This window comes from Magnetospirillum sp. LM-5, assembly GCF_902729445.1.
Taxonomy (GTDB): Bacteria; Pseudomonadota; Alphaproteobacteria; order Rhodospirillales; family Magnetospirillaceae; genus Magnetospirillum.
This window is the reverse complement of the sequence record NZ_CACVCE010000018.1, coordinates 35,439-47,665: the sequence shown is the minus strand read 5'-3', so window position 1 is coordinate 47,665 and position 12,227 is coordinate 35,439. Positions and strand designations below refer to the sequence as shown.

The following is a 12,227-nucleotide window of genomic DNA, read 5'->3' as shown; positions in this document are numbered from 1 at the left end:
TAAAGATTCACTCGTCCAGCCCGAAGCTTTGCCGCAGGAAGGCGGTGGCCAGGGTCAGGCCGGGGCCGTCGATGCCGTGGCCCAGGCCGGGGCGGACCTCGGTGATGACCGGGATGCCGAAGCTGGCCAAGGCTGCTTCCGCCGCCGGCAGGCAATCGGGGTTGACCACCTCGTCGGAATCGCCGTGGATCAGCAAGATGCGCGGCCGGCAGGCCAGTTCCGAGGCCAGCGCTTCCGGGGCCACCACCGCGCCGGAAAAGCCGACGATCGCCGCCGCCGGCCGGGCGCGGCGCGGACCCAGATGCAGGCTCATCATCGTGCCCTGGCTGAAGCCGATCAGGGCCAGATGCTGGTCCTCCAGCCCGCGCGCCGCCAGTTGCGAATCGATGAAGGCATCCAGAAGCGGCGCGGTGGCGCGGATGCCGGCGGCCAGCGCCGCATTCGAACGGTCGGCCAGCGAGAACCATTGCCGCCCGAACGGCGCCATGTCATAGGCGTGCGGCGCGTCGGGGGCGATGAAGGCGGCGTCGGGCAGGGCCGGGGCGATATAGGGCACCAGCCCGAACAGGTCTGACCCATCGACGCCGACGCCATGCAGCAAGATCACCAATTGGTGGGCGGGGCCGCCCGACAAGGGTTCGGCCGCAGGGCCGGACAGGGGGGTGGACATCGGTTCTCTCCGCTCGGGATAATGGCTGTCCTGATTATGGTATGCTTGCCCCCATGCACCAACCCCCGATCGTCACCCGCTTCGCCCCCAGCCCCACCGGCCTGTTGCATCTGGGCCATGCCCATTCCGCCTTGTTCGGCTGGAAAGCGGCGCGCGTGGCCGGCGGGCGCTTCCTGCTGCGCATCGAGGATATCGACCCGGTCCGCTGCCGCCCCGAATTCGTCGCCGCCATCTTCGAGGATCTGGCCTGGCTGGGCCTGGAGTGGGAAAGCCCGGTGCGGGTGCAGTCGAGCCACCTGGAAGATTACGCCGCCGCCCTGGCCCGGCTGGACGCGATGGGCCTGCTTTTCCCTTGCTTTTGCACCAGGAAGGACATCGAGGCGGAAATCCATGCCGCCGGTCACGCTCCGCACGGTCCCGACGGGCCGGTCTATCCCGGCCTGTGCCGCCGGTTGGACCCGGCCCAACGGGCCGAGCGTCTGGCCAGCGGCCAACCGCACGCCGTTCGTCTGGACATGGCCAAGGCGGTGGATCTGGTCGGGCAGTTGACCTGGCACGACCAAGCGGCGGGGAGCATCGCGGCCCGGCCCGAACTGTTCGGCGACGTCGTGCTGGCCCGCAAGGACACGCCGACCAGCTACCATCTGGCGGTGACGGTCGATGATGCCCTGCAAGGGGTGAATTTGGTGACCCGGGGCGCCGACCTGTTCGAGGCCACCCACGTCCATCGCCTGTTGCAGGCATTGCTGGGCCTGCCGGTGCCGGTCTGGCACCACCACCGTCTGCTGACCGACGAATCGGGGCGCCGATTCGCCAAGCGCGACCGCGCGCTGACCATCGCCAGCCTGCGCGCCGCCGGTCACACGCCCGAAAGCGTGCGGCACATGGCCGGCGTCATTCCCTAAGGCTTTGCCGGTGCAAGATGGTGATCAAGGCCAGCCAGGCGCCGCCGACCACCAGGCCGCCCAGCACCACCATCCAATATTCCCCGGCCGGGACCTTGGCGATGATGCCCAGAACGGCAAAGCCGGCGACGCCGCAGACGACGGTGACCACCGAGGCGATGAACAGCCAGGTTTTGGCGGACATTTCCGGACTCCCCATATCATTATATGACTACATTCTACTATAGGGATGCGCTGATCGCCACGCTTCTTTCTTGCGAACGGCTCGCATTTCGGGGCACCATCGGCCTCCCCTTATCCCGGAGCCGCCATGACCGACGACGACAGCCTTGACCGCCACAAGGACAAGATGGCCAAGAAGAAGGCCAGCCGCGACAAGCTGATGGCCAAGAAGCAGGGCGAGAAGGGGCTGGTGATCGTCCATACCGGGCCGGGCAAGGGCAAATCGACGGCGGCGTTCGGCATGGCTTTGCGCTGCGTCGGCCACGGCTTTCCGGTCGGCATCGTCCAGTTCATCAAGGGCGCCTGGGACACCGCCGAGCGCCGGATCATGGACACGTTCGCGCCTTTGGTGACCTTCAAGGCGATGGGCGAGGGCTTTACCTGGGAAACCCAGGACCGCGCCCGCGACGTCGCCGCCGCCGGGCGCGCCTGGGACATGGCCGCCGAGATGCTGGCCGACCCCGCCATCCGCCTGGTGATCCTGGACGAGATCAACGTGGCGCTGCGCTATGACTACCTGGCGCTGGACGATGTGCTGGCGGCGATCAAGGCCCGCCCCGAGGGCCAGCATGTGGTGCTGACCGGGCGCAACGCCGCGCCGGCCCTGATCGAGGCGGCCGACCTGGTCACCGAGATGGCGCTGGTCAAGCACCCGTTCCGCGACGGCATCAAGGCCCAGCCGGGCATCGAGTTTTAACCGCTTCCTAACCGCCGTCCCCTTAGCCTGATCCCATGCGATTGATCGTCCTTGCCCTGTTGTCCCTGTTGCTGGCCGCGCCCCGCCCGGTTTCGGCGCAAGCCGCGTCCGACGGAGCGGCGGTGCTGGCCAAGGCCGCCACCAGCGTCGAACGGCTGCGCCGCGACCCCAATATGGCGCGCGAGCTTGATCCCCGGCTGGCCCGGGCCCGGGCGGTGCTGATCGTCCCCGATCTGGTCAAGGGTGGGTTCATCCTGGGGGCCGAGTGGGGGACCGGCGTGCTGCTGGTCAAGGATAATGGCGGCCGCTGGTCGGGGCCGGCCTTCTATTCGGTGGCGTCGGGTTCGGTCGGGCTGCAGATCGGGGTTCAGGACGCCGAGACCATTTTCGTCATCATGTCCGATGCCGGTCTGAAGGCGGTGATGGAAAACCGCTTCAAGGCCGGCGCCGACGCCTCGGTGGCGGTGGCCCATATCGGCGGCGGCGCCGAGGCCTCGACCACCTCCAATGCCGGCGCCGACATTTATGCCTTCAACAAGGCGGTTGGCGCCTATGGCGGCGCCTCGCTGGAAGGATCGGGCATCCTGCCGCGCCATTCGTGGAACGCCGGTTTCTACGGCGGCAACCCGGCGCCCGAGGACATCGTGCTGGCGCGCCGTCTCGACAGCCCCCAGGCCGACCGCCTGCGAGACGTCCTTGCGCGTTAAATTGATCCTTTTCGTTTGCCCCTCGCCGGGCGCAAACCTCCGGTTTGCTTGGCCGCCGCCTCAATGGCGGCATGAGCAGGGCGATTTTAGATGAAATCACCCTGCTCGGGTCTCCACCCCCCGGCCCTGATGTTCCAGGGCACCGGGTCGGATGTCGGCAAAAGCCTGCTGGTGGCCGGCCTGGCCCGGGCCTTCGTCGGCCGCGGCCTGGCCGTCCGTCCGTTCAAGCCGCAGAACATGTCCAACAATGCCGCCGTCACCAGGGATGGCGGCGAGATCGGCCGCGCCCAGGCGCTGCAGGCCCGCGCCGCCGGCATTGCCCCGGTCGCCGACATGAATCCGGTGCTGCTGAAGCCGCAATCCGATGTCGGCGCCCAGGTGGTGGTGCAAGGCCGCGTCCTGGCCAATGCCAGCGCGCGCGACTATTACGCCCTGAAGCCGACCCTGCTGCCGCGCGTGCTGGAAAGCTTCGAGCGCCTGGCCCAAGGCGCCGATCTGATGCTGGTGGAAGGGGCCGGAGCCGCGGCCGAGGTCAATCTGCGCGCCGCCGACATCGCCAATATGGGCTTCGCCGAGGCGGCCGATATCGATGTGGTGCTGGTGGCCGACATCGATCGCGGCGGCGTCATCGCCGCCATCGTCGGCACCTGGGAATTGCTGCCGCCGGCCGAACGCGCCCGGCTCAAGGGCTATATCATCAACAAGTTCCGCGGCGACGCGTCGTTGTTCACCCCGGCGGTCGAGCTGATCAAGGCCCGCACCGGGCTCGATTGCCTGGGCATCGTGCCCTACTACCCCGACGCCGCCCTGCTGCCGGCCGAGGACGGCGCCACCGCCCCCAAGGGCGGCGGCAGCGGTGCGCTGAAGATCGCCGTGCCGCGTCTGTCGCGCATGGCCAATTTCGACGATTTCGACCCGCTGGCGGCCGAACCGGGGGTGACGCTGGCCTTTGTCGGCCCCGGCCAGGCCCTGCCCGGCGATGCCGACTGGATCATCCTGCCGGGGTCCAAGGCGACCATCGCCGACCTGGCCTTCCTGCGCGCCCAGGGCTGGGACATCGACCTGGCCGCCCATCTGCGTCGCGGCGGCCGTGTGCTGGGCATCTGCGCCGGCTTCCAGATGCTGGGCAGAAGTGTCGCCGACCCGCTGGGGCTGGAAGGCCCGGCCGGATCGGTGGCCGAAGGCCTGGGCTATCTCGAGGTCGAAACCGTCATGAGCGCCGAAAAGACCCTGGTCGAGGTGGCGGGCCATGACCCGGCCGGCCATCCGGTCCATGGCTACGAGATGCATATGGGCCGCACCGACGGCCCCGATTGCGCCCGGCCGTTCCTGACCTTGGCCGGCCGGCCCGACGGCGCGGTGTCGGCGGATGGGCGGGTGATGGGCGGCTATCTGCACGGGCTGTTCTCGTCCGACCGCTTCCGAAGCGCCTTTCTGGGCGGCGGCAGCGATCTTGCCCATGACGCTTTGGTCGAGCGCGTTCTGGATGGGCTGGCCGCCCATCTGGCCGGTCATGTCGATCTGGATCGGCTGCTTCAGCTGGCCAGCAGGGACTGAATCCACAACAGCAGCACCACCAGCCCGGCATGCAGCAGGCAGGCGGCGGAAAACAGGTGCAGCGCCCGGTCGATGTCGGCTGATGTCGCCCGCGCCCGGCCCTGGCCGATCCATTTCTCGTCGACGATCAGGCCGGGATATTTGCGCGGCCCACCCAGGGCCAGGCCCAGGGCGCCGGCCATCGCCGCCTCGGGCCAGCCGGAATTGGGCGAGCGGTGGTGGCGCCAATCCTTGATCATGGTGGTGAGCGCCCGCCACGGATTGCCGCGCGCGGCGAAGGCGGCGGCCAGCACCACGATCAGCCCGGACAAGCGCGCCGGGATCAGGTTCATCCCATCGTCCAGCCGGGCGGCGGCGAAGCCGAAGGCGCGGTAGCGGTCGTTCTTGTGCCCGATCATGCTGTCCAGCGTGTTGACCACCTTATAGGCGACCAGGCCGGGCAGCCCGAACAGCACGTACCAGAAGGCGGGTGCGACCACCGCGTCCGAGAAGTTCTCGGCCAGGGATTCGATGGCGGCGCGGGCCACGCCATGTTCGTCCAGGCTTTGCGGGTCGCGCCCGACGATGCGCGAGACGGCATAGCGTCCGGCTTCCAGGCCCTTGGCCTCGAGCGCCCGGGCGACGTCGTCGACATGGTGGAACAGGCTTTTCTGGGCCAGCAAGGTGGCGGCGGCGAACACCTCGAAGATCCAGGCATGGGGCAGCGAGCGGGCGACGAAGGCGATGGCCCAGCCCACGCCCACCGCCACCATCAGCATCAGGCCGACGGTGACGAAGCCCCGCAGGCGGCGGTCGCCATCGGGCAAGGTGGTGCGGTTCAGGCGCCGTTCCAGCCCCGCGATGGCGTTGCCGATCAGCACCACCGGATGGGGCACGAAGCGAAACAGCCAGTTCATTTCGCCCAGCACGGCATCGACGCCAAGGGCCATGAACAGCATCAGAAGGGCGTCGGGGGCCGCGCCGAAATGGGTTCCGAAAGGCAGCATGGCGGGCAGCATAATCGAGGAAGGAAACTCTTACAAATCGCTGCCGACCCTCCTATAGTCCCGAGCCAGCCGGCCGAAGGCAAGGACCAGCCGGTTCGGATCAGGAAACGCACGAAGGCAAGGACCACGCGCATGTCGGAAAAGATCGGGGTGATGGTGTGCGGCCACGGCAGCCGCGACGTCGAGGCGACCGAACAATTCGCCCATCTGGCCCATCATCTGGCCCATCGCTTCCCGCAATATCCGGTCGAGTCCGGCTATCTGGAATTCGCCCGTCCGGTCATCAAGGACGGTCTGGCCGCGTTGCAGGCCAAGGGCGTGACCCGGGTGCTGGCGGTGCCCGGCATGCTGTTCGCCGCCGGCCACGTCAAGAACGACCTGCCGTGGGAGCTGAATTCCTTCGCCGCCGAACATCCTGGCATGCAGATCCAGTTCGGCCGCGAGCTGGCGGTCGATCCCAAGCTGCTGGCGGCGTCGGCGGCCCGCATCGAAGAGGCGCTGGCCAGCCTTGATGCCTCGGTGTCGCGCAAGGACACGCTGCTCTTGGTGGTCGGGCGCGGCACCAACGACCCCGACGCCAATTCCAACGTCTCGAAGGTGGCGCGCATGCTGTGGGAAGGCATGGGCTTCGGCTGGGCGGAAACCGCCTATTCCGGCGTCGCCTATCCGCTGGTCGACCAGGCCCTGGATCGTGTGGTGCGGCTGGGCTACAAGCGCATCGTCGTGTTCCCCTATTTCCTGTTCACCGGCATCCTGGTCAAGCGCATCTATGCCCAGGCCGATCAGGCGGCGGCGGCGCACCCCGAGGTCGAGATCGTCAAGGCCCCCTATCTCAACGACAATCCGCTGGTGATCGACAGCTTCGTCGAACGGGTCGAGGAGATTCTGGAAGGCCGCACCCACATGAATTGCACCCTGTGCAAGTATCGCGCCCAGGTGGTCGGCTACGAGACCCAGGTCGGCGCCGTCCAGGCCGGCCATCACCATCATGTGGTCGGCATCGGCACCGATTCCGACCATCATCATGATCACGATCATGGCCATCATCACGATCATGGTCATCATCACGACCATGGGCACCATCATCACCACGATCACGATCACTGACCATGACCGGCACCCTGTGGGGCATCGGGGTCGGCCCCGGAGACCCCGAACTGATCACCCACAAGGCGACCCGCCTTCTGGCCGAACTGCCGGTGCTGGCCTGGCCGGCGCCGCTGGAGGGCGAAGGCTTCGCGCGGACCATCGCCGCGCCTTTCATTCCGGCCGGCAAGGCCGAGATCGCCATCCGTCTGTCCTTCGCCCCCGACCGCGCCGACACCGATGCCGCCTATGACGGGGCCTGCCGGACCATCGCGGCCCATCTGGAAGCCGGCCGCGATGTCGGCGTGCTGTGCGAGGGCGATCCCCTGTTCTTCGGCTCGTTCATCTATGTGTTGGCCCGCCTGAAGGATCGCTTCCCGGTCGCCGTGGTGCCGGGCGTGTCGTCGCCGATGGCCGCGGCTGCTGCCGCCTTGCAGCCCCTGACCCTGCTGGACAATGCCCTGGCGGTGATCCCCGCCACCGCACCCGATGCCCGCATCGAGGCGCTGTTGCAGGCATCCGATGCGGCAGTGATCATGAAGGTCGGCCGCCACCGTGCCCGTCTGGCCGCCCTGCTGACCCGGCTGGGCCTGGCGTCCCGCGCCGTGGTGGTCGAGCGCGCCACCCTGCCCGACCAGCGCGTCGTGGCTTTGTCCGATTCCGCCGATTTGTCCTATTTCTCGTTGATCCTGGTGCATCCATGACCGTCATCCTTTGCCTGACCCCCGCCGCCCTGCCCACCGCCCGCCTGATCAGGAACGGCGTTCCGGGCGCCCAGTTGCACGGCCTGGCCGGCCGGGTCGAGGGTGCCGACGAATTGTTCGCCGACACCATGGCCCATCTGCGCGACCTGTTCGCCCAAGGCAAGCGCATCATCGGCGTGTGCGCCGCCGGCATCCTGGTCCGCGCCGTGGCCCCCCTGCTGGCCGACAAGCAATCCGAGCCGGCGGTGCTGGCGGTCGCGGTGGACGGAAGCGCGGTGGTGCCGCTTCTGGGCGGCCATCACGGCGCCAACCAGCTGGCGCGACAGGTGGCCGTGCTGACCGGCGGCGTCGCTGCGATCACCACCGCCGGCGACGTCACCCTGGGCCTGGCGCTCGACGAGCCGCCGGCCGGTTGGACAGTGGGCAACCCGGCCGCCATCAAGCCGGTGACCGCCGCCCTGCTGGCCGGCGGCCGCGTGCGCCTGGAGGTCGAGGCCGGCAACGCTGCCTGGCTGGATGGCCTGCCGACCGCCGAGGACGGCCAGCCGCTGGTCCGCGTCACCGACCACGCCGTCGCCACCGACGAGGACGAATTGCTGCTGCATCCGCCGGTCCTGGCCCTGGGCGTCGGCTGCGAACGAGATTGCGACCCGGCCGAATTGGCGGCGCTGGTCGACGAGGTTCTGGCCGCCAACAGCCTGGCCGCCGGTGCCATCGCCTGCGTCGCCTCGGTCGATCTCAAGGCGGACGAGCCGGCGGTGCTGCACCTGGCCCGGACTCTGGGCGTGCCGGCCCGCTTCTTCACCCCGGCCCGCCTGGCCGACGAAGCGCCGCGCCTGGCCAACCCGTCCGAGGTGGTGGCGCGCGAGATCGGCTGCCCCGGCGTGTCGGAAGGCGCCGCCCTGGCCGCCGCCGGCCCTGACGCGGTGCTGGTGGTGGAAAAGACCAAGTCGAAGCGCGCCACCCTGGCCATCGCCCGCGCCCCCGATTGCATCGATGCCGGCGCGGTCGGCCGTGGGCGCGGCCGGCTGTCGGTGGTCGGCATCGGGCCGGGCTGGGCCGGCTGGCGCGCACCCGAGGCCAGCGCGGCCATCGCCGCCGCCACCGATCTGGTGGGCTATGGTCTTTATCTCGACCTGCTGGGCGACGCGGCCCAGGGCAAGGCCCGCCACGAAAGCGATCTGGGGGCCGAGGCCGACCGCGCCCGCATGGCGCTCGAACTGGCCGGGCGCGGCAAGGACGTCGCGCTGATCTGTTCGGGCGATGCCGGCATCTATGCCCTGGCGACCCTGGTGTTCGAATTGCTGGACCGCGAGCGCCACGCCGATTGGCTGAGGGCCGAGATCCAGGTGATTCCCGGCATTTCCGCCCTGCAGGCGGCGGCCGCCCGGGCCGGCGCGCCGGTCAACCACGATTTCTGCACCATCTCGCTGTCCGACCTGCTGACGCCTTGGGAAACCATCGAGAAGCGGCTGCAGGCGGCGGCGGCGGCCGATTTCGTGGTGTGCTTCTATAACCCGGTGTCGAAGCGCCGCCGCGACCAACTGGCGCGCGCCCGCGATATCTTGCTGTCGGGCCGCGGACCCGAAACCCCGGTGATCCTGGCCCGCCAGCTGGGCCGGCCCGAGGAAAGCATCCGGATTATTACCTTGGGCGAACTGACGCCTGACCATGCCGACATGCTGACCCTGGTGCTGGTAGGCTCGAGCGAGACCCGGCGGATGCGTGCGGGCAGCCGGGAATGGGTCTATACTCCCCGTGGCTATGCCAAGAAGTTGAGCTGAATCATGACCGTCCATTTCATCGGTGCCGGTCCCGGCGCCCCCGACCTGATCACCGTGCGCGGCCTGAACCTGATCCGCAATTGTCCGGTCTGCCTGTTCGCCGGTTCGCTGGTGCCGGCCGAAGTGGTGGCCGAGGCGCCGGCCGGGGCCCGCGTCATCGACACCGCACCGATGAATCTGGACGAAATCATCGCCGAGATGGAAGACGCCGACGACAAGGGCCTGGATGTGGCCCGCGTCCATTCCGGCGATCCGTCGATCTATGGCGCGGTGGCCGAGCAGATGCGCCGGCTGGACGAATTGGGCATCCCCTATGACGTCACCCCCGGCGTGCCGTCCTTCGCCGCCGCCGCCGCCGCCCTGGGGGCCGAGCTGACCCTGCCCGACATCAGCCAGACCATCATCCTGACCCGTACGGCGGTCCGGTCTTCGGCCATGCCCAAGGGCGAGGATCTGGCCACCCTGGGGGCCACGGGGGCGACGCTGGCCATCCACCTGTCCATCGCCAACCTGGCCCATGTGGTCAAGGAGCTGACGCCGCTTTACGGCGATGATTGCCCGGTGGCGGTGGCCTATCGGGTCAGCTGGCCCGATCAGGCCTTCATCAAGGGCACGCTGGGCGACATCCGCGCCAAGGTCAAGGATGCCGGCCTGACCCGCACCGCCCTGATCCTGGTCGGCCGTGTGCTGGGCGGTGCCGATTTCACCGATTCCCGGCTTTACGCCCCCGACCACACGCACATCCTGCGGCCCGCCAAGTCATGAGTCCGGCCCTGCCCGAGTTCCGGCCCGGCACCGTCTGGCTGGTGGGCGCCGGCCCCGGCGACCCGGGCCTGTTGACGCTGCTGGCCGCCCATGCCCTGGCCGCGGCCGACCATGTGGTGCATGACGCCCTGGTCGATCCCCGCATCCTGGCCCTGGCTGCGCCCGGGGCGGAGCTGGAATCCATGGGCAAGCGCGGTGGCGCCGACAGCCCCAAGCAGGCGGCCATCACCGCCCGCCTGGTCGAACTGGCGCGGGCCGGCAAGCGGGTGCTGCGCCTGAAGGGCGGCGACCCCTTCGTGTTCGGGCGCGGGCCGGAAGAGGCCCAAGCCCTGGCGGCGGCGAACATCGCCTTTCGCATCGTGCCGGGCATCACCGCCGGCATCGGCGGCCTGGCCTATGCCGGCATTCCGGTGACCGCCAAGGACTGCAATTCGACGGTGACCTTCGTCACCGGCCACGGCCCCGACGGCGACCTGCCGCCCGATGTCGATTGGGACAAGCTGGGGGCCGGCTCGCAGGTTCTGGTGTTCTACATGGCGGTGCGCCAGTTGGAGAAGCTGGCGGCCCGGCTGATCAAGGCCGGCCGGCCGGGTACCGACCCGGTGGCGCTGGTCTCGAAGGCGGCCTCGCCCGACCAGGCGGTGCTGATCTCGGACCTGAGCCGCATCGCCGCCGCTGCCGCCGCCCGGCCGCTGCCGGCCCCGGCCCTGATCGTGGTCGGCCCGGTGGTGGGGTTGGCCTCGGTGCTGGATTGGTGGGACGGCGCATGACCGACGCTCTGGCCGTGCTGACGCAAGGCCTGGCGGTGTGCCGCGTCGCCGTCGAGGATCATGGCGGCCTGATCACCAGCCTGGCGCTGACCGGGCTGGTCGGCAGCCTGACCCATTGCGCCGGCATGTGCGGCCCGTTCGTGCTGTCGCAAACCGCCGCCCGCTTCGAGGCGATTCCCGTCTCGGCGATGAACGAATGGCGCCGCCTGAGTGGCGCCCTGCTGATCCCCTATCATCTGGGCCGCGCCACCACCTATGCCGCGCTGGGTGCCCTGGCCGGCGCCGTCGCCGGTCGCCTGGCGCAGGGGCCGGCGCTGCGCCTGCTGGCGGCGGGCCTGCTGGCCTTGGCGGCCCTGTTCCTGCTGGGCATGGCCGTCCCGCGCCTGAAGGGCCTGTTCGGCGGCTCGGGCGGCGGCGAGGGCTGGTGGGGCCGCCATGTCGGCCGTCTGGCCGCGCCCTTGTTCAGCGCGCCGACCGGCTGGCGCGGCTGGCTGCTGGGGGTGGCCTTGGGCTTCATCCCGTGCGGTCTTTTATACGCCGCGCTGGCGGCGGCGGCGGCCGGCGGCGACGCGCTCGGCGGCGCCCTGGCGATGGTGGCCTTCGCCGCTGGCACCGTGCCGGTTCTGGTGCTGGTCGGCACCGTCGGCCATTTCGCGGTAGCGCGCTGGCGGCAACCGGTGCTCAAATGGGCGCCATTATTGTTGGCGGCCAATGCCGGCATGCTGGGCTTCATGGCCTGGCGCCTGATTTAGGGAGCAGACGTGATGAAGAAGGGGCGGTCGAGCCTGCTGGCGATTCTGGCGGTGGCGGTGGTGGTGGCCTTGGCCATCGGCGCCCGCCTGGCGGTGTGGACCGGCGCCGAACACCAATCGGCCAGCAGCGGCAATGGCGCCATCGGCGGCGCCTTCACCCTGGTCGATCACCAGGGCCGCACCGTCACCGACCAGGATTTCCGCGGTCGCTGGCTATTGATCTATTTCGGCTACACCTTCTGTCCCGACGTCTGCCCGACCTCGCTGACCCTGATGACCTCGGCCTTGGATCGGTTGGACGAGGTCCAGCGCGCCAAGGTCACCCCGGTTTTCGTCACCGTCGATCCGGTTCGCGACACGCCTGAGGTGATGGCCGGCTACGTCTCGGCCTTTACCGCCGACATGGTCGGCATGACCGGCAGCGAGGAGCAGGTGGCGGCGGCGATGAAGGCGTTCAAGGTCTATGCCGCCAAGGTGAAAAGCGACGATCCCACCGCCTATACCGTCGATCATTCGTCGATTCTTTACCTGATCGGTCCCGACGGCCGCTTCGTCCAGCATTTTCCCCACGGCGTCGGGGTCGAAGACATCGCGGCGGGCCTGAAGAAGCACCTGAAATAGC

14 protein-coding genes are annotated in these 12,227 nt (G+C 69.2%); 11 read left to right on the top strand and 3 right to left on the bottom strand.

Going from position 1 to position 12,227, the window contains the following annotated elements:
- Positions 1 to 7: 7 nt before the first annotated feature.
- Entirely contained in the window at positions 8 to 670 is a 663-nt protein-coding gene (locus MTBLM5_RS08715; protein WP_173975673.1) for an alpha/beta hydrolase, read from the bottom strand.
- 53 nt (positions 671 to 723) lie between these two features.
- Here MTBLM5_RS08715 and gluQRS point away from each other — a divergent pair, with 53 nt between their 5' ends.
- Positions 724 to 1,575, top strand: coding sequence for a tRNA glutamyl-Q(34) synthetase GluQRS (gene gluQRS / locus MTBLM5_RS08710; RefSeq protein ID WP_173975670.1), 852 nt, complete (start codon positions 724 to 726; stop codon positions 1,573 to 1,575).
- On the opposite strand, the gene MTBLM5_RS08705 is transcribed toward gluQRS, so the two are convergent.
- Entirely contained in the window at positions 1,565 to 1,759 is a 195-nt protein-coding gene (locus tag MTBLM5_RS08705; protein WP_173975668.1) for a hypothetical protein, read from the bottom strand. The genes gluQRS and MTBLM5_RS08705 overlap by 11 nt on opposite strands.
- A gap of 126 nt (positions 1,760 to 1,885) precedes the next feature.
- On the opposite strand from MTBLM5_RS08705, the gene cobO reads away from it, so the two are divergent.
- From cobO to MTBLM5_RS08690, 3 genes are all read left to right on the top strand, one after another.
- Positions 1,886 to 2,494, top strand: a complete 609-nt coding sequence (cobO, locus tag MTBLM5_RS08700) for a cob(I)yrinic acid a,c-diamide adenosyltransferase (protein ID WP_173975666.1) — start codon at positions 1,886 to 1,888, stop codon at positions 2,492 to 2,494.
- Between the two features lie 35 nt (positions 2,495 to 2,529).
- Complete coding sequence (locus tag MTBLM5_RS08695; RefSeq protein WP_173975664.1) at positions 2,530 to 3,201, top strand: lipid-binding SYLF domain-containing protein; 672 nt, start codon at positions 2,530 to 2,532, stop codon at positions 3,199 to 3,201.
- Positions 3,202 to 3,291: 90 nt separating this feature from the next.
- A complete protein-coding gene (locus MTBLM5_RS08690) occupies positions 3,292 to 4,758 on the top strand; it encodes a cobyric acid synthase (RefSeq protein WP_254430965.1) in 1,467 nt (488 codons plus the stop codon).
- Here MTBLM5_RS08690 and cbiB read toward each other — a convergent pair.
- On the bottom strand, positions 4,737 to 5,744 hold the full coding sequence (gene cbiB, locus MTBLM5_RS08685) for an adenosylcobinamide-phosphate synthase CbiB (protein WP_173975662.1): 1,008 nt from the start codon (positions 5,742 to 5,744) through the stop codon (positions 4,737 to 4,739). The two genes, MTBLM5_RS08690 and cbiB, sit on opposite strands and share 22 nt — an antisense overlap.
- Before the next feature lie 132 nt (positions 5,745 to 5,876).
- Here cbiB and MTBLM5_RS08680 point away from each other — a divergent pair, with 132 nt between their 5' ends.
- Genes MTBLM5_RS08680 through MTBLM5_RS08650 form a run of 7 tightly spaced genes read left to right on the top strand, consistent with a single transcriptional unit; the run spans position 5,877 to position 12,226 of the window.
- On the top strand, positions 5,877 to 6,851 hold the full coding sequence (locus tag MTBLM5_RS08680; protein WP_173975660.1) for a sirohydrochlorin chelatase: 975 nt from the start codon (positions 5,877 to 5,879) through the stop codon (positions 6,849 to 6,851).
- 2 nt (positions 6,852 to 6,853) lie between these two features.
- Positions 6,854 to 7,534, top strand: coding sequence for a precorrin-2 C(20)-methyltransferase (gene cobI, locus MTBLM5_RS08675; protein WP_173975658.1), 681 nt, complete (start codon positions 6,854 to 6,856; stop codon positions 7,532 to 7,534).
- Positions 7,531 to 9,318: a precorrin-3B C(17)-methyltransferase gene (cobJ, locus tag MTBLM5_RS08670; RefSeq protein ID WP_173975656.1), complete on the top strand. Its 1,788-nt coding sequence runs from the start codon at positions 7,531 to 7,533 to the stop codon at positions 9,316 to 9,318. The genes cobI and cobJ overlap by 4 nt, the downstream gene beginning before the upstream one ends.
- 3 nt (positions 9,319 to 9,321) lie before the next feature.
- On the top strand, positions 9,322 to 10,083 hold the full coding sequence (cobM, locus tag MTBLM5_RS08665) for a precorrin-4 C(11)-methyltransferase (RefSeq protein WP_173975654.1): 762 nt from the start codon (positions 9,322 to 9,324) through the stop codon (positions 10,081 to 10,083).
- The gene (cobA, locus tag MTBLM5_RS08660) at positions 10,080 to 10,853 is read left to right on the top strand and encodes a uroporphyrinogen-III C-methyltransferase (protein WP_173975652.1); all 774 of its coding nucleotides are present in this window, start codon (positions 10,080 to 10,082) and stop codon (positions 10,851 to 10,853) included. The genes cobM and cobA overlap by 4 nt, the downstream gene beginning before the upstream one ends.
- Positions 10,850 to 11,605 carry a sulfite exporter TauE/SafE family protein gene (locus tag MTBLM5_RS08655; protein ID WP_173975650.1) on the top strand — a complete coding sequence of 252 codons (756 nt, stop codon included), beginning with the start codon at positions 10,850 to 10,852 and terminating at the stop codon, positions 11,603 to 11,605. Before cobA ends, MTBLM5_RS08655 begins: the two co-directional genes overlap by 4 nt.
- A gap of 12 nt (positions 11,606 to 11,617) precedes the next feature.
- Complete coding sequence (locus MTBLM5_RS08650; RefSeq protein WP_173975649.1) at positions 11,618 to 12,226, top strand: SCO family protein; 609 nt, start codon at positions 11,618 to 11,620, stop codon at positions 12,224 to 12,226.
- Position 12,227 lies beyond the last annotated feature (1 nt).

What these genes read in the sequence shown, in the direction of transcription:
- gluQRS (WP_173975670.1), top strand. Translation starts at nt 724, where the DNA reads ATGCACCAACCCCCGATCGTCACCCGCTTCGCCCCCAGCCCCACCGGC.
- MTBLM5_RS08650 (WP_173975649.1), top strand. Translation starts at nt 11,618, where the DNA reads ATGAAGAAGGGGCGGTCGAGCCTGCTGGCGATTCTGGCGGTGGCGGTG.
- cbiB (WP_173975662.1), bottom strand. Translation starts at nt 5,744, where the DNA reads ATGCTGCCTTTCGGAACCCATTTCGGCGCGGCCCCCGACGCCCTTCTG.
- MTBLM5_RS08715 (WP_173975673.1), bottom strand. Translation starts at nt 670, where the DNA reads ATGTCCACCCCCCTGTCCGGCCCTGCGGCCGAACCCTTGTCGGGCGGC.
- cobM (WP_173975654.1), top strand. Translation starts at nt 9,322, where the DNA reads ATGACCGTCCATTTCATCGGTGCCGGTCCCGGCGCCCCCGACCTGATC.
- cobI (WP_173975658.1), top strand. Translation starts at nt 6,854, where the DNA reads ATGACCGGCACCCTGTGGGGCATCGGGGTCGGCCCCGGAGACCCCGAA.
- MTBLM5_RS08705 (WP_173975668.1), bottom strand. Translation starts at nt 1,759, where the DNA reads ATGTCCGCCAAAACCTGGCTGTTCATCGCCTCGGTGGTCACCGTCGTC.
- cobO (WP_173975666.1), top strand. Translation starts at nt 1,886, where the DNA reads ATGACCGACGACGACAGCCTTGACCGCCACAAGGACAAGATGGCCAAG.
- cobA (WP_173975652.1), top strand. Translation starts at nt 10,080, where the DNA reads ATGAGTCCGGCCCTGCCCGAGTTCCGGCCCGGCACCGTCTGGCTGGTG.
- MTBLM5_RS08690 (WP_254430965.1), top strand. Translation starts at nt 3,292, where the DNA reads ATGAAATCACCCTGCTCGGGTCTCCACCCCCCGGCCCTGATGTTCCAG.
- cobJ (WP_173975656.1), top strand. Translation starts at nt 7,531, where the DNA reads ATGACCGTCATCCTTTGCCTGACCCCCGCCGCCCTGCCCACCGCCCGC.
- MTBLM5_RS08680 (WP_173975660.1), top strand. Translation starts at nt 5,877, where the DNA reads ATGTCGGAAAAGATCGGGGTGATGGTGTGCGGCCACGGCAGCCGCGAC.
- MTBLM5_RS08695 (WP_173975664.1), top strand. Translation starts at nt 2,530, where the DNA reads ATGCGATTGATCGTCCTTGCCCTGTTGTCCCTGTTGCTGGCCGCGCCC.
- MTBLM5_RS08655 (WP_173975650.1), top strand. Translation starts at nt 10,850, where the DNA reads ATGACCGACGCTCTGGCCGTGCTGACGCAAGGCCTGGCGGTGTGCCGC.